Annotated in this window: 19 protein-coding genes and 1 tRNA gene; 15 read left to right on the top strand and 5 right to left on the bottom strand. The window is 42.0% G+C overall.

The features are described 5' to 3' along the window. Positions 1-131 precede the first annotated feature (131 nt). Both U5K72_01220 and U5K72_01215 read right to left on the bottom strand, forming a co-directional pair. Positions 132-338: a DUF2892 domain-containing protein gene (locus tag U5K72_01220; protein ID MDZ7717421.1), complete on the bottom strand. Its 207-nt coding sequence runs from the start codon at positions 336-338 to the stop codon at positions 132-134. Positions 339-482: 144 nt separating this feature from the next. Then, positions 483-1,274 carry a GntR family transcriptional regulator gene (locus tag U5K72_01215; protein ID MDZ7717420.1) on the bottom strand — a complete coding sequence of 264 codons (792 nt, stop codon included), beginning with the start codon at positions 1,272-1,274 and terminating at the stop codon, positions 483-485. Positions 1,275-1,515: 241 nt separating this feature from the next. On the opposite strand from U5K72_01215, the gene U5K72_01210 reads away from it, so the two are divergent. From U5K72_01210 to U5K72_01185, 6 genes are all read left to right on the top strand, one after another. Beyond that, on the top strand, positions 1,516-2,076 hold the full coding sequence (locus tag U5K72_01210) for a YeeE/YedE thiosulfate transporter family protein (GenBank protein ID MDZ7717419.1): 561 nt from the start codon (positions 1,516-1,518) through the stop codon (positions 2,074-2,076). A 12-nt stretch (positions 2,077-2,088) separates the two neighbouring features. After that, positions 2,089-2,508, top strand: coding sequence for a DUF6691 family protein (locus tag U5K72_01205; GenBank protein ID MDZ7717418.1), 420 nt, complete (start codon positions 2,089-2,091; stop codon positions 2,506-2,508). A 38-nt stretch (positions 2,509-2,546) separates the two neighbouring features. After that, positions 2,547-3,956 carry an MBL fold metallo-hydrolase gene (locus U5K72_01200; GenBank protein ID MDZ7717417.1) on the top strand — a complete coding sequence of 470 codons (1,410 nt, stop codon included), beginning with the start codon at positions 2,547-2,549 and terminating at the stop codon, positions 3,954-3,956. A 49-nt stretch (positions 3,957-4,005) separates the two neighbouring features. Then, complete coding sequence (locus U5K72_01195; protein ID MDZ7717416.1) at positions 4,006-5,742, top strand: solute carrier family 26 protein; 1,737 nt, start codon at positions 4,006-4,008, stop codon at positions 5,740-5,742. 127 nt (positions 5,743-5,869) lie between these two features. Then, positions 5,870-6,193, top strand: a complete 324-nt coding sequence (locus U5K72_01190) for a rhodanese-like domain-containing protein (protein ID MDZ7717415.1) — start codon at positions 5,870-5,872, stop codon at positions 6,191-6,193. Positions 6,194-6,388: 195 nt separating this feature from the next. Continuing rightward, the gene (locus tag U5K72_01185) at positions 6,389-6,571 is read left to right on the top strand and encodes a hypothetical protein (GenBank protein MDZ7717414.1); all 183 of its coding nucleotides are present in this window, start codon (positions 6,389-6,391) and stop codon (positions 6,569-6,571) included. On the opposite strand, the gene U5K72_01180 is transcribed toward U5K72_01185, so the two are convergent. From U5K72_01180 to U5K72_01170, 3 genes are all read right to left on the bottom strand, one after another. Further along, positions 6,568-7,332 (bottom strand): SDR family NAD(P)-dependent oxidoreductase, encoded by a 765-nt coding sequence (locus U5K72_01180; GenBank protein MDZ7717413.1) that lies wholly within the window; start codon positions 7,330-7,332, stop codon positions 6,568-6,570. The genes U5K72_01185 and U5K72_01180 overlap by 4 nt on opposite strands. A 134-nt stretch (positions 7,333-7,466) precedes the next feature. Next, positions 7,467-9,602 (bottom strand): fatty acid oxidation complex subunit alpha FadJ, encoded by a 2,136-nt coding sequence (gene fadJ / locus U5K72_01175; protein ID MDZ7717412.1) that lies wholly within the window; start codon positions 9,600-9,602, stop codon positions 7,467-7,469. Positions 9,603-9,787: 185 nt separating this feature from the next. After that, on the bottom strand, positions 9,788-11,089 hold the full coding sequence (locus U5K72_01170; protein MDZ7717411.1) for a thiolase family protein: 1,302 nt from the start codon (positions 11,087-11,089) through the stop codon (positions 9,788-9,790). A gap of 309 nt (positions 11,090-11,398) precedes the next feature. Here U5K72_01170 and U5K72_01165 point away from each other — a divergent pair. The 9 genes from U5K72_01165 (at position 11,399) to U5K72_01125 (ending at position 19,643) form a co-directional block, all read left to right on the top strand. Then, positions 11,399-11,473, top strand: a tRNA-Val gene (locus U5K72_01165). 1,360 nt (positions 11,474-12,833) lie between these two features. After that, the gene (locus U5K72_01160) at positions 12,834-13,058 is read left to right on the top strand and encodes a hypothetical protein (protein ID MDZ7717410.1); all 225 of its coding nucleotides are present in this window, start codon (positions 12,834-12,836) and stop codon (positions 13,056-13,058) included. A 318-nt stretch (positions 13,059-13,376) separates the two neighbouring features. Continuing rightward, positions 13,377-13,619 (top strand): hypothetical protein, encoded by a 243-nt coding sequence (locus U5K72_01155; protein MDZ7717409.1) that lies wholly within the window; start codon positions 13,377-13,379, stop codon positions 13,617-13,619. A 47-nt stretch (positions 13,620-13,666) separates the two neighbouring features. Continuing rightward, positions 13,667-13,852, top strand: a complete 186-nt coding sequence (locus tag U5K72_01150; GenBank protein MDZ7717408.1) for a hypothetical protein — start codon at positions 13,667-13,669, stop codon at positions 13,850-13,852. Between the two features lie 446 nt (positions 13,853-14,298). Next, positions 14,299-16,635 carry a glycoside hydrolase family 9 protein gene (locus tag U5K72_01145; protein MDZ7717407.1) on the top strand — a complete coding sequence of 779 codons (2,337 nt, stop codon included), beginning with the start codon at positions 14,299-14,301 and terminating at the stop codon, positions 16,633-16,635. Between the two features lie 68 nt (positions 16,636-16,703). Beyond that, positions 16,704-17,534 (top strand): DUF1080 domain-containing protein, encoded by an 831-nt coding sequence (locus tag U5K72_01140; protein MDZ7717406.1) that lies wholly within the window; start codon positions 16,704-16,706, stop codon positions 17,532-17,534. Between the two features lie 214 nt (positions 17,535-17,748). After that, positions 17,749-18,366 (top strand): class I SAM-dependent methyltransferase, encoded by a 618-nt coding sequence (locus U5K72_01135; protein MDZ7717405.1) that lies wholly within the window; start codon positions 17,749-17,751, stop codon positions 18,364-18,366. A gap of 372 nt (positions 18,367-18,738) precedes the next feature. Then, a complete protein-coding gene (locus U5K72_01130) occupies positions 18,739-19,128 on the top strand; it encodes a hypothetical protein (protein MDZ7717404.1) in 390 nt (129 codons plus the stop codon). Then, entirely contained in the window at positions 19,116-19,643 is a 528-nt protein-coding gene (locus U5K72_01125) for an IS630 family transposase (GenBank protein MDZ7717403.1), read from the top strand. Before U5K72_01130 ends, U5K72_01125 begins: the two co-directional genes overlap by 13 nt. Positions 19,644-19,717: the final 74 nt, after the last annotated feature.

Here is a 19,717-nt window from a genome sequence, read left to right as displayed (position 1 = left end):
TAAAAATTTTAGATTTTAAAGATACCGTATTCTTAACCGTAGAGCAATTTCTGCAGTTTGATTTATATTCAACCTACAACAACCTCGCAGCGATTTAATACTTTGAGTTACTTCAATTAAGCAGAATAATACTACGTGGCATCTTTGTTTGTGGATAAACCAAATGGCAGGTAAAGTGGACAAGTACCTATGAAGCTGGTCAGCAGAAATACAATAGCCAGTACACCCAAAATGATCGCCGTTGTGCCGGATATCTGTCCCGCGAAGTAAAGTATTCCAACGATAACGGCAATTAATGTTCGGATTGATCTGTCGATGGTTCCCATGTTCTTTTTCATAATAAACTCCATTTTGTAGTTATGTGAATTGTTGAATCAACAAACCAATAATTGAAATGATGATTATGCACGTGATACACACAATTACCAATTTTAACCATGTTGGTTTGTCTTGAATCATTTAAAGTGTTTTATGTTGATTGATTATTTATTGTCTGAATTAAAGACCGGTACAAATTCTTTTAAAGGCATACCCACACTCTCTTCGCCGGGGGTACGCTCCAATGTCATTTCATAAACAACCTTATCATTTCTGTAATAACGTTTTTGATAATAGAGAGGTTTATCGCCAATTGTGTAAGAGAGGCGGTCAATAACAAAAAGCGGAGAATGTTCATCTACTTTTAGAACTGTTGCCAAATGCTGACTGGCAACTTCGGCAGAAAGTTTGTAGCACCCGCGAATAACCGGGATATCGTAATTCTCCTCCAGTAACCTGTAAATTGTGGAATCTGTAAGATCAGACTCATTCAGCAGTTGTCCATATAATATGGGCAGCCAGGTGCTGTCAAAAGCGATTGGTTCTCCGTCTCCAAGCCGCAACCGATCTATCTGCAGCACTTTGCTTCCTTCATCTATATGTAAAAGTGGCGGCAGCCAATCAGGTGTATCTACAGTTTTAAACATTTGTACAACAGATGACGGTTCCAGGCCGGCTTTGGCCATATCTTCATTAAAGTCGGTAAGTTTTACCAGGTCATGAGTTGCACGTTCATCGCTTACAAAAGAGCCAAGTCCCTGGCAGCGATAAATTATTGAATCACTCTCCAGTGATTGAAGAGCCCTGCGGATTGTTACGCGGCTGACATCAAACTTCTTTGCCAGTTCATTTTCCGATGGAAGTTTTTCATCAGTTTCGTAAACACCCTTCTCAATTTGACTTCGAAGCCACTGAGATATTTGTGAGTGTCGCGGAATTCCTTTTTTTAGCATCATAAACTACTTCTCTTTTTCTCAACGTAATCAAATATTAGTTAAACATCAATACTTGTATTAACATGTAGTATAAATAAGAACTGTTGAGATCAGTATATCTGCGAATTTGAGTAAAAAGGTGGCTTTCTTCTTTTTTAGAAGTGAATAAGAGTAATAGAAGAAATATGATATACTTGTATTGACAAGTATATACAATTCTCTTATCTTTGGTTGAAATAATTTCAACCAAAACTGAATAAACATGGATTTTCTAACTGAACCGTGGCCGTGGTACATAGCCGGTCCGTTGATTGGGCTCACGGTGCCGGGGCTTTTGATTATGGGTGGCAAGAAGTTTGGACTCTCCTCAAATTTCCGGCACGTTTGTGCGGCTTGTTTCCCGGGTGATGTTGATTTCTTTCATTACGATTGGAAAAAGGAGGGTACCTGGAATTTGATATTTCTGATTGGAATTATCCTGGGTGGATTTTTAGCAGGATATGTCTGGGCAAATCCCGATCCGGTTGCTATTTCCTCGCAAACAGTAGCTGATTTGCAAGCTCTGGGTGTAACTTCTTTTGAAGGCTTAGTGCCGGCCGACCTCTTTAGCTGGGCCAATCTTGGCACATTTGAAGGTATTATGGTATTAGCACTCGGTGGGTTCCTGGTAGGCTTTGGTACACGCTATGGTGGTGGATGTACGTCAGGTCATGCTATCACCGGAATTTCTGATCTCCAGATAGCAAGTGTGATTGCAACAATCTCATTCTTTGCAGGCGGGTTGATTATGACTCACTTTATTTTACCGTTCATTATTTCATAGAGGTATCATACAATGTTTAGAAATCTGCGATATCTGTTAGGTGGTATGTACTTCGGTTTTATTCTCGTAAAATCGGAAGTAGTATCCTGGTTTAGAATTCAGGAGATGTTCCGTTTTCAGGATTTTCACATGTTCGGAATAATTGGATCTGCCATTATTGTGGGGATTATCTCAATCCAGATCATAAAAAGATTAAATATTCCCGATATTGAAGGGAACCCAATTTCAATTCCGCCAAAAGACAGATCCCAATGGAAGAGATATATTATAGGGGGAGCCATGTTTGGCCTTGGATGGGCGTTGTTGGGAGCATGCCCCGGGCCGATATTCGCACTGTTAGGCACGGGCTTAACAATCATGATAATACCCATAATTACGGCCATATTTGGAACCTGGCTGTACGGAGCGGTTCGGCATAAACTGCCACATTAATGAGATTCAAAAAATTAATATAGAAAGGAGAAACCACTATGTATTTCAAGCAATTCTTTGACAATAAACTGGCACAATATTCATATTTAATAGGTTGTCAGGCCAATGGCACGGCTTTAATTATAGATCCCATGAGAGATATTGATCAATATATCGATGCAGCCGCAGATGAAAATCTATCAATTGTTGCTGCAGCAGATACACACATTCACGCCGATTATATTTCTGGTTTGCGTGAGTTTGCCGAAAGAGGTGTAAAAGTTTATGCATCGGATGAAGGAGATAAGGACTGGAAGTATGAATGGCTCATAAACAGTAAATACGACTACGAGCTGCTTAATGATGGTGACACATTTAAAATTGGAAATATCACCTTTAAAGCGTGGCATACACCCGGCCATACTCCCGAACATATGAGTTATTATATAACGGATGGAGCTGCTGCTGACGAGCCAATGGGAATTGCTACCGGCGACTTTGTATTTGTTGGCGATGTGGGCCGGCCGGATCTTCTTGAATCAGCTGCCGGACAGAAAGATGTGATGGAACCCTCAGCACGTACACTTTTTAAATCAGTTGAAGAGTTTAAATCTGTTCCGGAATATATGCAAGTTTGGCCGGGGCATGGTGCGGGCAGTGCATGCGGAAAAGCGCTGGGAGCAATTCCGGAGTCAACAGTTGGCTATGAGCTCCGATACAACAACTCCCTGAAATCTGCATCTTCAGAAGAAAGTTTTGTAAAATTTATTCTTGAGGGTCAGCCGGAGCCACCGCTCTACTTTGCACGTATGAAACGTGATAACAAATTAGGACCAGCTGTCACCGGTGGATTACCTCAGCCTAAGAGACTCACTCTAAAAGAGCTGCAAAATGTTACTCAAAAAGAAGATGCTGTTCTGCTGGATACCAGGAACCGGGAAGATTTTGCCCTGGGTTTTATATCGGGTTCTCTTCTGTCTCCGCTGAATAAACAGTTCAACACCGTGGCGGGATCGTACATTACGGAGGATGAGGAGATATACCTGGTTGTTGAAGAGCACTTGGTTACAGAAGCCGTGCGAGATCTTTACAGAATTGGATATGACAAGATTGAAGGTTTTGTAACTCCCAAAGACCTGGTGATGTATTCAGAGCAAGGTGTAGGCAAACTTGAAAAGGTGGATGTCAGAACGTTTGACGGGTTAGATACGGCGGAAACAAATTCATTAATTCTTGATGTTCGAAAAGCTTCTGAATATCAAGAGGGACATATTGACGGAGCCATGAATATTGCGCACACCCGCCTGCTTACAAAGTTGAATGAAATTCCAAAGGGCAAAAAAATCTATGTTCACTGCCAGGTGGGAGGACGATCAGCTGTGGCAGCTGCTCTGTTACAGAGAGAGGGACACGATGTGGTGCTCATCGACGATAAGTTCGAAAACTATCGTAAGCCGCAAACGGCGTAATTTTATAAAAGCAGTCTGATATGACGTTCATCTCAGCCGCCAATCTACTATGGAATCTATCATAAAATATATCGGAGCGATGTTCCCGGTTGTGGACACCGTTCGGGGTTATGACAGCTCAGATTTTAAAGGAGATTTGAATGCCGGGATCACGGTAGGAATTATGCTCATCCCACAGGGAATGGCGTATGCAATTCTCGCCGGAATGCCTCCCGTTTATGGTCTCTATGCCTCAATAGTGCCACTTTTGATCTATGCTTTGTTTGGTACTTCACGACAGCTTGCAGTGGGACCGGTGGCTATGGTGTCTTTACTGGTTATTGCCGGTGTAGGCGAGATAGCTGATGTTGGAAGTGCCCGTTTTATACAACTCGCCATTCTGACTGCTTTAGGAGTAGGGCTCGTTCAGTTTTTGATGGGAGTCTTCCGAATGGGGTTCCTGGTCAATTTTTTGTCCCATCCTGTTTTAAGTGGATTTACATCGGCCGCTGCCCTGATCATTGGTGCAAGCCAGATCAAAAATCTTTTGGGTTTAGATCTCCCCCGGACAAACTATATCCATGAAATTCTGGTTGGATTTGTCCGCCAATTTTCTGAGATAGATCTGATAACTGCCGCTGTTGGAATCGGTTCAATAGCTGCTATTGTATTAATACGACGTTGGAAAAAAACATTTCCATCAGCCCTGTTTGTTGTCATTGCGGGTACCCTGCTTACATTTGCTTTTGGCCTGGCTGAAACCGGTGTTAAAATAGTCGGTGAAATTCCTGAAGGGTTGCCCTCCTTTACTGCAGATTTTTTGAATATTGCTGATTTACAGCTTTTAGTCCCAATTATTTTGGTGATTTCCCTGGTGAGTTATATGGAGTCCATCGCTGTAGCAAAAGCGATAGCAAATAAACATGAATATAAAGTGGATGCGAACCAAGAGCTTGTGGGATTAGGCATGGCCAATATTGCGGGCTCGTTTTTTCAGTCATTCCCAACTACCGGCGGATTTTCAAGAACTGCTGTTAATGATCAATCCGGTGCGTCAACTACACTTGCAGCGGTTATCAGTGCAGTTATTATTGCGTTAACGGTACTGTTTTTAACCCCGCTGTTCTATTATTTGCCCAATGCTGTTTTGGCTGCCATCATTATGGTGGCTGTAGCCGGTTTGTTCGATTACAAAGAGATGCTGAATCTTTGGAATACAGATAAAAAAGATTTAACAATGCTGTTGGTAACATTTATAGCAACGCTTACTCTTGGAATTGAAGAGGGAATTGGTATTGGGGTTTTAATTTCACTCGCTTTGGTAATCTACAGCAGCTCCAAACCGCACAGTGCAGAGTTAGGACGGTTGGGGGATAGTAAAACATTTAGAAATATTGACCGATACGATGAAGCTTCTGTAAATGATGAGGTATTAATTTTCAGATTTGATGCACCAATATATTTTGCCAATGTTGAACATTTCAGAGAAAGCATTGATCAGAAAATAGAGAACCACAGGAGCGAGCTGGAGCTTGTTATATTGGATGCATCTGCAATTAATAATATTGACTCAACCGGTGTTCATATGCTAACTGATTTAATTCAGGAGCTGAATAAAAGCGAAGTTCATTTTTACATAGCCGGTGCTATCGGTCCTGTCCGGGATAAACTGAAGAAAAGTGGCGTTGTGGAACTTATGGGTAAAGATACCTATTTCTTTGATGTGGATGATGCGCTGGAATATTACAAAAAAAGTGAAGATGTGAGAAAAGAGAGGGAATTTTCACCGCTTCAGACGAATATTTAAAATTTAACAGAAGTTTACGCAAGCAATTTTAATATATGTATTTAAGTTCAACTCATCTTATTTTCACAAGCTGATGTTCATAAACAAAATTAAACAATACATTAATAGAAAGATACAGGAAGTACATATGAGTCAGGATATTGATATCAACCCTGAAGATTTTAAAGATAAGATGGAACAAGACCGTGGAGTAATTATTGATGTCCGCACCCGCGGCGAATATAAAGAGGGGCATTTATCAGAAACTGATCTCCAGCATGATTATATGAATGGTGAATTTCAGCAGCAGTTGGAATCACTGGATAAAGATAAAACCTATTATCTCTACTGTCGCACAGGAAATCGAAGTGGCAAAGCCGCCCGGATTATGAAGATGCAGGGTTTTGAAAATGTGTACAACGTGGGTGGATTTAAAGATCTTGCAAAAGCTGGTTTTGAAACGGAGAAGTAGACAGAATGGCTAAAGACAAACGTGAAATGGCAGACGTGTGAAGATCTCATTGCGAGAGACGCGCCCTCGAGCAGCCGGGATATGCAGACCTCCGCAATTCCCAAACTTTGTTTCGAGAGAAGATTGCCATGCCTGTAAGCTCACTCGCAATGACAGAATTTCGTTTATCCTTTTCACTCATAAAGAAATAAAATTATGAACATCCCGGAAAATAGATACAAAGAGATCGAAAAACTGATTGGAAGTGAAGACAGTGTGGTTGGAATCGATGCAAAGAAAACGCACATTATTATCATTCACATCCTTCAGCAAATTGAGAATCGATTGGGAACTCTTGAAAGCAGGCTTGACGAAATTGAGGATCAGATCAATCCTTAAGCAGTCAATCCGCCATCAATTGTGTAGGTACCGCCGGTAATGAATTTGCTTTCGTCGGATGCGAGAAACAATGCCAACTCTGCAATTTCATCATTTTCGGCATAACGCCCCATTGGTATCATCTTCTCAAAATCTTTCTTTGCTTCAACACTTGTACCCGGTGCAAAACCCTCCTCCAGTGATCGCATCATCCGGTTATCAACGGGTGAAGGATGAATACTATTCACACGAATATTAAGAGGTGCACCTTCAAGAGCCGCCACTCGCATGGAACCGATAACAGCATGTTTACTGGTTACATACGCCATTACTTGCGGAGTACCCTGGAGACCGGCAACGGATGAATTGATGATAATACTTCCGCCTCCGTTTTTCTCCATGTAAGGAAAAGCATATTTCATACCCAGCCATACACTTTTGGCATTGACCGCCATCACCTTGTCGTATACATCTTCAGGATATTCCGTCAGCGGTTTTACAACTCCTTCAATTCCTGCATTCAGGAAAAGAATGTCAATTGAACCGAATTCCTGTACGGCTTTTTCGATATAGTTTTTAGCATCTTCTGCCTTTGAAACATCGGCATCAAATGTTTTTACCCGATCTGATTCAAATTCTTTGATGGTGTTTTTCAGTGCTTCAGAATCCTGATCAACCAAAAGAATTCCTTCTGCTCCTTCGTGCAGAAAACGTTTTGCGGTGGCTCGTCCTATCGCTCCGGCACCACCGGTGATAACTGCGGTTTTATTTTTCAGTCTCATGGTTTTCTCCCTTTTTGATTCCATTTGTATAAATTTAACGAATTACTGTGAGCAGAATATGAATGATGAGTGTTGCTGCTTGAAGAAAATCCGCGAAGTTTCTAAAACTTCGCGGATTTAAATTGGATTCATATCTATTTTTCAAGATGAAAAAGTGATCCTTTAGTTTTCATCTCGTTCAAAATATCAGCAGGCTTAAACCGATCACCATGCTGGTCTTGCAGAGACTTCATCTGCTCGATAAAACTCTCTACACCAATTCGGTCGATATACCGAAAAGGACCCCCAAGGAATGGAGGAAATCCAAGTCCGAGAATGGCTCCGAGATCTCCATCTGTAGGATTTTGAAGAATTTCTTCCTGGAGGCATAAGACCGCCTCGTTAATCATCATAGACGAAAGCCGGTCCTGTATCTCTTTTTGATCGAATGATTTGCGATCTGCTCCTCCAAAGTAACTGTAGATCTTCTCATTGACCTCTTTTTTCTTATTCGAGCCCTCTTCGTATTTGTAGAAACCCCTCTTATTCTTTCGGCCGAGGTAGTCGTCTTCCATCAACTCTTTTGATTTTTTGCTGGTTTTTGCCCCGCGCTTTTCAAATTTATCACTAAGGGTTTCAGCTACGTGAGCGCCCACATCAATTCCCACTTCATCCAGCAGCGCAACCGGCCCTACCGGGAAACCAAACTGTTTCATGGCACTGTCGAGGTCTTCAATTTTTGCGCCTTCCTCGAGAAGTAACAATGCTTCATTAATAAATGGTGCGAGGATGCGCGTTGTATAGAAACCGGGGCCATCGTTTACCACGATTACATTTTTCCCTTGTCTCAATCCAACATCAAAAGCCGTTGCAACCACCCAGTCAGCTGTTTTTTCGGTTTTGATGATCTCCATCAACGGCATTTTTTGAACGGGTGAGAAGTAGTGCATTCCCACAATCTGCTCAGGCCGTTCTGAATTTTTGGCAATATCAGAAATGGGGAGTGATGAGGTGTTTGTGGCAAAAATCGTATCCTCGTGGCAAACATCTTCAATCTCATTTACAATGGTTCTTTTCAGATCCAGGTCTTCAAAAACCGCCTCAATCACAAGGTCAATATCCTCAAAACCGTCGTATGCTTCAGTGGGGTGAACCCGGCTCATCGTTTCATCTCGCTCAAACTCAGAGATGATATGCTTGCTGATCTTTTTATCGAGATTATCGCGGATTGTATTCTCTCCTTTCATCGCATTTTCCAGGGTCTGATCTTTCAGCCACACATGAAATCCGTCGTCGATGCTCACCTCCGTGATGCCACTTCCCATCAAACCGGCACCGAGCACACCGATTTTTTCTACATCTCGTTTTTTCTCTTCAAGCGGATTCTTTTTCGATTTATTCATGGCAAAGAAAAGCTGAACCAATGCCCTCGATTCAGAGGTTACCGCAAGCTCTCCAAATAGTTTTGATTCATACTTCAGTCCCTTTTCAAAACCGTTTTTATATCCATACTCAACACTGTCAATAATCTTTGGAGGAGCAGGGTAATTACCTTTTGTTTCCTGGCGAGTCCGTTTTCGGGCCTGATCAAAAATGATACTTCGACCCAGGGCATTGCTCTCAGATATTTTTTCAAGAACGGAACGTTTATCCGGATGACTCACCTTTCCATCTTTGAGTTTTTCAACCGCTTTAATTCCCGCATCTTTAATAGCATACTGGTGAACCACTTCATCGGCAAAACCGGTTTTACCCGCCTGGTAGCTGTACATATTTTTTCCGGTCAGCAGATAAGGCAGAGCTTTTTGGATTCCGATCAGCCTCGGGAGCCGTTGCGTCCCTCCCATTCCGGGCAACAGGCCAAGCTTTACTTCCGGCAGGCCAATTTTAGTTGAGTTATGATCCGACACAATTCGATAGTGACTTGCAAGGGCAAGCTCGGTTCCGCCACCCATGCAAGAGCCATGGATTCCCACAACAATCGGCTTTGAAAAATTCTCGATTCTTAACAGGATTTCATGACCGGTCCAACTCAGTTCGGATAACTCATCGGCGGTTTCTCTTGTCTCAAACATCTCAATATCCGCCCCGGCGATAAAATTATTCTCCTTCCCGCTGATGAGAAGTGCGCCGTCCACAGAGTCATCCGTTTCAAGTTCATCCAAAATAGTTGAGAACTCACCGATGAGCTGTTCATTCAGTTTGTTCACCTTTTCGCCGGGTGTATCCAGCGTGATGACGGCGACATTCTCGGTGGTTTCGAGCTGTAGTATGTTTTTTTTCTTGTTCATTGTAAAAATAAGTTTAGAAATATTCCCCTCTTGAGAGGAGACAGGTGCCGGAGCGTTTAGCGGAGGCATCAGGGGTATGTTAACGGCGTGCAATTGCAATTGAATTCACGAAACACACTCCTCGTCATCCTGCTAAACGCAGTATAACTTTTCCCTCTCGAGAGGGAAGTTTATGTATTCACGTTTCACTCAGTAAATCGTTCAATGATCATCGCATGCCCCTGACCTCCGGCGGCACACGCTGCAATCAAAGCATATTTTCCATCTTCTTTGATTAAACGATTCGCGGCAGTAGTAACCAAACGAATGCCGGTTGCCGCGAAAGGATGTCCCAGAGACAGCGATCCGCCCCATTGATTCAATTTTTCCCAGGGAACTTTCCCGACCTTCTCTTTTCGGTTGAGCCGGTTTTTTGCAAACTCATCGCTGTCAAGAGCTTTCAATACGGTTAACATCTGACCGGCAAACGCTTCATGGAATTCAAATACGTCGATGTCATCCAAAGTCAAATTCATCTCATCCAGAACTTTGGGTACAGCAAAGGCCGGGCCGATCAGCAGTTCATCATCAGGCCGTTGTGCAACATAGGTGTAGCTTCGAATCACTGCTTTTGGTTGATACCCGTTTTTTAGAGCAAAATCCTTGTCCATCACAAGTCCGGCGGAGGCACCGTCCGTTAGAAAAGAGGCATTTCCAGCTGTAACCGTTCCGTGAGGTTTAATAAACGCCGGATTCAATTTCGCGAGTTTTTCCATATCCGTATCAGGTCGAACGCCATTGTCTTTCTCAACAATTTTATCTCCGTTGTTTACGCTAACCGGAATAATTTCATCTTTCAAAAAACCAGCTTCCGAAGCTTTATAAGCAAGCTGATGAGACCGCATGGCGTAAGCATCCTGCTCCTTTCGGTTGATGTCATATTTGGCTGCCATTTTATCGCAGCTCTCTCCCATCGTTTCGCCTGTAGAAAATTCGGAGATGGACGGAATTTCGGGAAGAAGATCAGACGGGTTCAGGCCTTTAAAAAATTTCAGCCAATCCGTTGGAGATTTATACTTCTGTGTCTCCAGTAGTTTTTGTCTGAATTTCTTTCTGAATCGGATCGGAATATCACTCATAATTTCCACTCCGCCCACAATGGATGCATTGATTTGATCTCTTGAAATAGAATCTGTGGCCGTGGTTAATGCAATATTAGAGGAGATACATGCCATGGATAGTGTAGTAGCGGGAACAGAATCGGGCAGGCCTGCCGCCATAGAAGATTCCCGGGCTACATTGCTTGTGTTGATATCCTGGATCACATTTCCATAGTAAACATGATCGATGTGGTTACCGTCCAGCTTGGTTTTATTAATCAGCCCTGCGATGGCCAGGCGTCCCAGATCATACGCAGTAAATCGTTTGAAATCGGTTTGTGCGCGCAGAAAAGGAGTGCGTCCGCCATCAACAAATACAACCTCTTTTTTCTTTTTGGAAGTGCTCATCTCTACAGTGATTGTTTACATTGATTAAACAAAGATTAACGGTGTTAACCTAACTCTTATAGATAACCAAAATTTTATTGAGGATAAACTGTTTTATCCAATTGTTGAAGTTCTTATATTTAGAGTCTGATTCAAAAACGGGTTATCTGTATTTTGATGTATTCAGTAATTATAAACACTCGTTTGAGAGTTAAAGTTTGAAATCTGGGTGGTTAGCTCAGCTGGTTTCCCCGAAGGGATGCCTTCGGCAAGAGCATCCCGGTTATCACCGGGAGGGTCACAAAAGCCCATTAATAAAACATTATTGAAGGGCGCTTAGCTCAGTTGGTTTAGAGCACCTGCCTTACAAGCAGGGGGTCGCAGGTTCGAATCCTGCAGCGCCCACAAAAAAAACGAAGGACAGTTCTCGAAAAGGGCTGTCCTTTTTTTGTTGAATCAATAAAGTCGGAGAGAAGATGTATTACGTTTACATTTTATACAGCAAAAGAAGGGATCGGTTTTACACTGGGCATAGTGAAGATGTAGGGGATCGATTTATTCGACACAATCAAGGCAGAAGTAAAGCCACAAAGAGCGGTCGCCCATGGAAGTTGGTGTATGCGAGTCTTAAAAAAGATACTTCATCAAAAATCTTGATCTTGAACCTTACAGAACTGGTTTGGCACAACCAAAATTAAATCAATGTAATCTCAATAAGATTGAAGTGTATTTACCTGACGAGCAATACATTGAAAAATTTGAAAAAAGGTTGAATAAGGTTACAATTGATAAACCGCTACAGAAAGCCATCTAAAAAAAATCAGAAGAGCTGTTTTCGTCATTGGTGCAGGAGGAGTTTGGGTTAGGCGGGCGGCGTGAAACTATGATCTGTCTCGGAATTTGATGCCCGCCGTTCTTCCCTACTGTGGCACTGTCATGTCGAGCGCAGTGAGGAGCCCCGGCGACGAATGGAGTCGAGACATCTCCTTGATTGAGGTAGTACGTTCGAATAAGGAGTTCCCCCTATTTGTTCTATCGAGTTGAATCAGGGAGATCTCTCGATGCGTTCGCTCTGCTCTCTTACTCGAGATGACAGGGTGGCTTTATTATACAGCGGCGTATCAGACACTGTGGTTTGAAGAGTTTAGAGTTACGCCGCCAGGGTAGTGTGTTGCCATTACGGCGGGTGGCTGTGAATGTGGTGCAATTTCGATTCGTGATGCCCGCCGCTTTCTTCTACACGTTCCCTGTCATTCCGAGCGAGCGGAGCGAGTCGAGGAATCTCCCTGAGGAAGGCTGTGAATCGAACAAGAAGATCCCTCTATTCCATTCGGGATGTACAGGGGGCGTTGGCTTACTGCAAGTCAACCGGTCATACTTTGGTTACGCAAGAGGTAAGTAATCCAAATCAGAAAAACAGAATCCCCATTCCGGAGGTTTGTAATGCATTTGATGTCAATTATTGTAATATGATTGACATGTTTAGGGAGTTGAAAGCACAATTCTAACCCTCCTGTTTTGTAAAAAATGTGCCGATTTCTTTACATCTCGTCTCAATTATGTAAAGAAATTCAAAGTTTTTTTTACAGTTTAATGTGTAAATTTTTAAGCTGATTCTTCTTCAGATGATGTAAAAATTTGTCTCTACTCAATGAAATGTCTAAAGAATTATAGTTTGCCAATGTGACCCACCAAGAGATCGTTAAATATGCGGAGCTGTGTAATGTAAGAAACGTCATGCAACCATATCTGGAGGCCATTGCTCATGGATGACAAGAAAAGAGCAGCCAGGTCAGTTCATCAGCGTTTATTAAACAAATCGAGGGAAAGAAGGCGTCCGTTCAATGAGCTTCTTCAATATTATGCGATGGAGAAGTTCTTGTTAAGAATGAGCAAATCAGCCTATACAGAAGAGTTTGTTTTGAAAGGAGCACTTATGCTTCGGTTACATTCTAAGTATTGGTTTTTGGGCGAAACTGCTGATGAGTAATAGGATGATTGAGATTGGAAAAGGAGAGGCTCAGTAAGCAGTTGGCAGTAAATCTCAAGCAAAAATCATTCAACCAAAAAATCTGGGTTGAACGATGATTTTTGTAGCTGTTTAAATCTCGCAAATTTTTTGAAATTAGAAATAACCAATCTCAAATTTTCTAAAAAGCCTTTCTAAAGCTTAAAAAAGTGCATTTCTTTGATAAGAGAATGGTTGTGTACTTGGCGATTATATTTTATTATATATTTGGATATAAAACTCTAAAACTATCCTTCAGCTAAGTAAGCTATCCAAAGATTTAAGTCGAAAAATGGATTTATGATTTTCAATTTTGTGACTGGCAAACATAACAGGGCACTACTTATTATAGTACCATTTTTAATTGCAGCCGGTTTTTCCTTTTCCACATGCAATCAAAGTAATTCAACTCCTTCTGCATTGCCTGATATGCCTCCTGTTGGCGAAGATTTTTTTATGGATGTCAGCGAATATTCGGGTATTGAATTCACTCAAACGTTTGGAGATGATCTGTTGTCCAATGTGGTTGAAACCGTTGGATAGACTTCATCCGCATTCATATTTCACAGATCGGTGGCATCACACCGGCTATGAAGGTAGCCAGGCTGGGCGAGTGGTTTAATGTTCGTACAGCGTGGCATGGTCCGGGGGATGTATCACCGGTAGGACATGCCGCCAACGCACATATTGACCTGGCCGTATGGAACTTTGGCATCCAGGAGGCGCCGAATATGACTGACAGGCTGCGGGCTATTTTTCCTGGGCGCCACGTGTAGAGAACGGTTACGTAAAAATTAACGAAGCGCCGGGTATTGGCGTAGATCTCAATGAGGAAGAAGCCAAAAAATTTCCGATCCCCGATAAGCAGCTCAACACCTGGACGCAAGTCCGCGCCCTCGACGGAACGCCGATCCGGCCGTAAACAGATGATATAGGGATTCGGTGATCCGGGATCAATCTTATTTCAATACCTAAAAAAATTTATTTTTATATTTCCTAAGCAAAGGGGAAACGTAAGAAAATCTAATATCATCGCTGTATATAATAATTTCTTGAAATCTAAGAATGCAAAAGAATTTATCAAGCAGTTAGCCCTCAGCATTGAGTTTCGTTTTTTCAGTATAGAACTATTCCGGAATAGATTAGGAGGTTTTGCCGGTATTAGTTGTCATTAACAATTATCCTCCCTTTGGATGATAGAACTATAAAAAGTAAGATCGTTATGATACCTTTCAAAAAACTATCCCTGTGTCTTGTGGGAGCCTTTATAATGGTTTCCCAGATAACTATTGCTCAACGTATTCCGGATATGCCTATGTCTGCAAAATGGGAAAATACGCTGGAGTATGAATGGTCTCAAAAAGAGGTACTTGAATCAAAACGATTAGCAAGTACTGAAAACATTGATGAATGGGAACACAGGGGGGGATATGGAAGCCTGTCGATTTCCAATAAAAATTTTTACCAAGGCAATGCGTCACTATTGCTTGTTTCTCCGACAAAAGGCAACGTCTCTACGATGGAGGAAGGATTCACCGATGGACGACCGTGGGGAGTTTCCAGTGCTTTTCATCCAGTGCAGAAGGAAGATTGGTCGGATTGGAATCGAATAAGCTTTTGGGTTTATCCAGATTTGCCGGGATTTAAGGTGGTATCATTAAGTATGGTCTTTCATAATGATGGTCAAGAACAAGTCCCGGGGCCTTATGATCGACATGGATTGAACTATCAAATTGTGGAAAACCAAAAATGGAATAAAGTATTTTGGGAATTTGAACACCTTGGCAGGGACAACGTAACTGGTATAGAAATACGATATCGGTTACAGGGGAATGAACCAGGAGCAACAACAACGGTGAAATATTTTATCGATGAGGTTTTCATTGAAAAAGTAAAACCCGATTACTATGAAGGATGGAATGTTGCACCCGGACATATTGCCTATAACCATGTTGGCTATGTCACCGATATGCCCAAAACAGCACTTGCTTCTGATGTATCTGCAGAAAATTTTTCGCTGGTACATACATTGACCGATGAAGTTGTCTTTGAAAAGCCAATCGTTTCAAAAGAAACTCCTATTGGAACATTTCAGGAGATGGACTTCAGTGAGTTTAATCAAACAGGTCAATTTATTCTTAAAGCCGGTGATCGAAAGACCAAAGCTTTTAGTATTGGCAGTTTTGAGGATATATATCGAAGTACAGTCATCAAAACTATTAATCATTTTTATACCCAACGGTGTGGTTATGCTGTTCCTGGCATCCATGCTGTATGCCACTTGGATTGGACGAGTATCCATGGTGATCAATCAATTGCAATCAACGGAGGATGGCATGATGCAGGAGATCTATCTCAGGGATTAACGAATACTGCGGAGGCAACCCATGCAAAGTTCGCACTGGCGTATGAATTACGTCATACTGACCCTATTCTTTCGGATCGTTTGATAAAAGAAGGGAAATGGGGGTTGGATTGGATGTTAAAAACCCGATTTGGAGACGGTTATCGGCCAATGTGGTCAACCATGGATTTCTGGACAGATGGAATTATTGGAACAGTAGATGATGTGCCATCCGCAGCAAGAAATAGTCCCGATGAAAATTTTCAAGCGGCCAAAACGGAAGCCAAGGCTGCTATGGTATTATGGGACAGTGATCTGAGATTGGCAAAATATGCAATGGAAAGTGCGGAACAGGATTGGGAATTTGCAAGAAAAGAACTGGCCGGCAATATACCCAGTGCCCCCTTGGCCGCTGTCGCATTAAATGCTTCACTGACTTTGTTTGAAGCAACAGGCAAAGAAAAGTATAGAGATGCCGCCATTTCTTATGGCGCCTTTATTCTGCAAAGCCAGCAGCAGAAAGACCTTGCGTCCGATGTCGCCTTGAAGGGGTTCTTTTATCGTTCACCCGATAGAGACGATATTCTTCACTACTCTCATCGGGGGCATGAACAGGACTTGGTTATAGGTCTTGTAAGATTAAGCCAGCTATTTCCTGACCATTCAAAAATGAGTGAATGGGATAATGCAATTCGCCTGTATGCAGATTATTACAAAAATATATCAACATACACGGATCCTTATTTTATGATCCCGGCCGGTATATATGATCTAAACCGTGCGGATGATGATATCCAGGCAGAGCAGATTAAAAGTGGAGTTCGGTTGAATGATCGATACTACCTGAAAAGTTTTCCAACCTGGACATCCTTTCGTGGTAACAGCGGGACTATTCTATCTCAGGCAAAAGGCTTGAGTGCTGCAGCCAATTATTTAGATGATAAGGACCTTTTAATTCTGAGCTATAAGCAACTTGACTGGCATTTAGGATTGAATCCATTTAATCAAAGCCTGATGTATGGGGAGGGATATCGCTATGCTGCTCAGTATAGTTCGATGAGTGGAAATTTGGTCGGTGGACTTCCTGTTGGTGTTCAAACATACTTTAACCGGGATGTACCCTATTGGCCCGCCGAAAATGTGTATAACTGGAAAGAAATCTGGGTGCATCCTTCAAGCCGGTGGCTCTGGATCATGACAGATTTTTATAAATAAAATCAACTATTTCCTGGAAAATTGTTTTTTATAAAAGAGTCAACATTAGTAAAAAAATGTTTATCACAATGAAAGTAACCAAATTCAATTTTTCTGTCTTATTGCTTCTTGGTATTGTTCTTTCATGCTCTGAAACAAACAAACAAAATCATCAATCTGTAAGTCAGAAGGCTGACCAAAAAACGTTAATGGACCCCAACGACCAAATGTCAAACACAGGTCATTGGGTAGCGATATTCAATGGAGAGAACTTGGATGGGTGGAAAATAAAATCGGTGAAAGAAGATCAACATTATAATTTTTGGAGTGTAATAGATGGAGCTATTGTCGTTAATTCTATGGGAATAACAGACCATGATTATAGCTGGTTGCAAACGAGCAAAGAATATGCCGATTTTGAATTGAGGTTGAAATTTCAATCCTATAGAGAGAGTCCAGGGAATAGTGGTATTCAAATTAGAAGTCGTTATGATAGTCAGGGTATGGTAAAGGGATCAAAATTGGTGGGTTGGATGGACGGACCTCAAGTTGATATTCATCCGAGTGATCCCTGGCGGAGTGGATTTATATATGATGAAACACGAGGACACCAACGTTGGATTTATCCTGATTTACCTGATTGGAATATGGATAAAGCAATTTATGCTCCAAAGGTTGTTCGACATCATTATGCTAATGAAGCTCCTTACTGGAATGATTTGGTTATTATTTGCAAAGGCAACAATATCACTACTATTATTAATAATATTACAGTAGCAGATTACGATGGTAAAGGAGTGTTGGATGATCTTTTTCATCAAAAATATGGCATAGACAAAAAAGGTTTTATTGCATTACAACTACATAAAAATGATCAATTGAAAATAGCATTTAAAGACATAGTAATTAAAGAGTTGTGAAGCTGATCTAGTTCAATTTTCTAAGAACAGTTTTGTTAACAAATCTTGTGATAACTATAAGCCTGTAATAGACTGTGTTGCATTTTTTAGTGGTTACAAATAGTCTTTTTTTGAATAATATTTCATAGCAATGAGATACTTTCTATGCTAATGAAGCATGGATATTAGAACTGATACAGCCGCTTCTTGTCAATCAGAACTCAATGAATAAATTATGGGTATCTACTCCTCGTATATCCTGCCCAAACTTGTCCACTGGACATGCAGGCAAAAGCCGAATCAAAAACAGAGGCAGAAAATTGTACCGAAGGCAACCGGTTCAGTATTGGAGATCGGAATTGGTTCCGGTTTGAATCTTCCCTTTTATAATCCTGCTCAAGTGAAGAGTGTAACAGGTATTGATCCATCTGAAGAGATGTGGGATGAGAATGAATTAGATCCAGGAAGTCTGCAATTTGATGTTGTATTCGAGCAAGCCCGTGCAGAGGAGTTGCCCTTCGAAAAAAACAAGTTTGATTCGGTCGTCATTACCTACAGTTTATGCACGATATCCGAGCCAGAAGTTGCCCTTACCGAAATGCGCCGGGTGTTGAAACCCAAAGGTATTCTGTACTTCTGTGAACATGGAAAAGCACCGGATGACTCCGTAGAAAAATGGCAAAACCGAATCAATCCGGTGTGGACAAAACTGGCCGGAGGCTGTAATCTAAACCGGGATATTCCAGCCCTGATTTCCGGCAACGGTTTCGATATTGCACACCTGGAAACGATGTACATTCCCGGATGGAAAGCCGCCAGTTTCAACTACTGGGGGTCTGCCAGGATGGGTTGAATGTACGAACAGTCGGATTGCTTTCTTCACACAAAAGGCCTGATATCGATTGAAGGTACAGTTTGAATAATTCTTTCTGATAAAATTTCTTAGGTTTTCTGAAATTAAAAATTACCGATCAAGATATTTCTGAAAAACCTTTCTCACACCCAAAAAAGCGTATTTTTTGCTAGTGTAGCTACCGTTAAATAAGTTAAGTAAAATATTTACTGATTCCGTATCTTGAGAAGAAAAACCGATGGCTAAACGTACGACAATCACGGTCTCAGATAAAGCCGAAGCCAATCGATTACCTACGCACGATCTCATAGGATAGAACGGCGCCTGAGCCTGCGCGCTCAGATTATTTTGACTGGCTCGGTGGATTGACCTATGAAGAATCCAGCAAAAAGAATCGGATCAGTGAACCTTCCATTGCCAAATGGCGCAAGCGGTTTGAACGAGATGGACTCGCAGGGGTTGGTCGATGCCCAGCGCCCCGGCACACCATCGATCTTTACGGAGGCAGACCGCAACCGGGTGATCCATCTTGCCTGCCAGCGCACCGAAAGCGGAACGCCACGCTACAGCCAACACCAGATTGCCGAAATGTGCCAGATGAGCCAGAGCTGGGTTTCACAGATCCTGCGAGAGGCTGACCTCAAGCCACACAAAACCGACTATTGGTGCGGGAAAAGCCCGGATCCGGAATTTGAATCCAAGATGATTGATATTGTTGGTCTGTATCTGAATCCCCTGAACACGCATTGGTGCTATCGGTAGATGAGAAACCCAGATTCAGGCCCTGGATCGTACCCAGCCGGAGCTGCCTTTACGGACAGGGAACCCTCGCAGGCTTACCGCTACCGTACAAACGCAATGGTACCGTAAACCTGATGGCCGCTCTTGCCGTGCACACAGGAGAATCACCGCACGGCAGTGTCGACCGCAACAACTCCGAAAATTTTCTGAAATTTCTCAAACACCTGGACCGCAGATACCGCAATGTTCAGATCCATATTATTTTGCATAATTGTCAATCCACAAAAACAAGGCTGTCAAGGAGTGGCTGGCTGAAAAAAGAAAATTTCCACCTTCATTTTACTCCCACCTACTCCTCGTGGCTCAATCAGATTGAAATCTGGTTTAGCATTATGAGCCGGAAAATACTCAAAGATGGAGTTTGGCATTCCAAAAAAGATCTGGTCGATCAGTTGATGAGCTACATTAGGGAGTATAACGAAACCAGCGCCAAACCGTTCAACTGGACCTATGGTGAAGAATACTTGACGAATTAAGTGGTAGTTACACTCAGTAAGCATGGTTGCACTGTTTGCAAATATCCTTTATTATATATTTGGATATAAAACTC

This window comes from Balneolaceae bacterium (assembly GCA_034521495.1).
GTDB lineage: Bacteria > Bacteroidota > Rhodothermia > Balneolales > Balneolaceae > Rhodohalobacter.
This window is presented reverse-complemented; position numbering and strand designations above follow the sequence as displayed.

Excerpts from the sequence above, each read along its gene's own strand:
- U5K72_01220 (MDZ7717421.1), bottom strand. The coding sequence starts at position 338 with ATGAAAAAGAACATGGGAACCATCGACAGATCAATCCGAACATTAATT.
- U5K72_01215 (MDZ7717420.1), bottom strand. The coding sequence starts at position 1,274 with ATGATGCTAAAAAAAGGAATTCCGCGACACTCACAAATATCTCAGTGG.
- U5K72_01210 (MDZ7717419.1), top strand. The coding sequence starts at position 1,516 with ATGGATTTTCTAACTGAACCGTGGCCGTGGTACATAGCCGGTCCGTTG.
- U5K72_01205 (MDZ7717418.1), top strand. The coding sequence starts at position 2,089 with ATGTTTAGAAATCTGCGATATCTGTTAGGTGGTATGTACTTCGGTTTT.
- U5K72_01200 (MDZ7717417.1), top strand. The coding sequence starts at position 2,547 with ATGTATTTCAAGCAATTCTTTGACAATAAACTGGCACAATATTCATAT.
- U5K72_01195 (MDZ7717416.1), top strand. The coding sequence starts at position 4,006 with ATGGAATCTATCATAAAATATATCGGAGCGATGTTCCCGGTTGTGGAC.
- U5K72_01190 (MDZ7717415.1), top strand. The coding sequence starts at position 5,870 with ATGAGTCAGGATATTGATATCAACCCTGAAGATTTTAAAGATAAGATG.
- U5K72_01185 (MDZ7717414.1), top strand. The coding sequence starts at position 6,389 with ATGAACATCCCGGAAAATAGATACAAAGAGATCGAAAAACTGATTGGA.
- U5K72_01180 (MDZ7717413.1), bottom strand. The coding sequence starts at position 7,332 with ATGAGACTGAAAAATAAAACCGCAGTTATCACCGGTGGTGCCGGAGCG.
- fadJ (MDZ7717412.1), bottom strand. The coding sequence starts at position 9,602 with ATGAACAAGAAAAAAAACATACTACAGCTCGAAACCACCGAGAATGTC.
- U5K72_01170 (MDZ7717411.1), bottom strand. The coding sequence starts at position 11,089 with ATGAGCACTTCCAAAAAGAAAAAAGAGGTTGTATTTGTTGATGGCGGA.
- U5K72_01160 (MDZ7717410.1), top strand. The coding sequence starts at position 12,834 with ATGGATGACAAGAAAAGAGCAGCCAGGTCAGTTCATCAGCGTTTATTA.
- U5K72_01155 (MDZ7717409.1), top strand. The coding sequence starts at position 13,377 with ATGATTTTCAATTTTGTGACTGGCAAACATAACAGGGCACTACTTATT.
- U5K72_01150 (MDZ7717408.1), top strand. The coding sequence starts at position 13,667 with ATGAAGGTAGCCAGGCTGGGCGAGTGGTTTAATGTTCGTACAGCGTGG.
- U5K72_01145 (MDZ7717407.1), top strand. The coding sequence starts at position 14,299 with ATGATACCTTTCAAAAAACTATCCCTGTGTCTTGTGGGAGCCTTTATA.
- U5K72_01140 (MDZ7717406.1), top strand. The coding sequence starts at position 16,704 with ATGAAAGTAACCAAATTCAATTTTTCTGTCTTATTGCTTCTTGGTATT.
- U5K72_01135 (MDZ7717405.1), top strand. The coding sequence starts at position 17,749 with ATGGGTATCTACTCCTCGTATATCCTGCCCAAACTTGTCCACTGGACA.
- U5K72_01130 (MDZ7717404.1), top strand. The coding sequence starts at position 18,739 with ATGAAGAATCCAGCAAAAAGAATCGGATCAGTGAACCTTCCATTGCCA.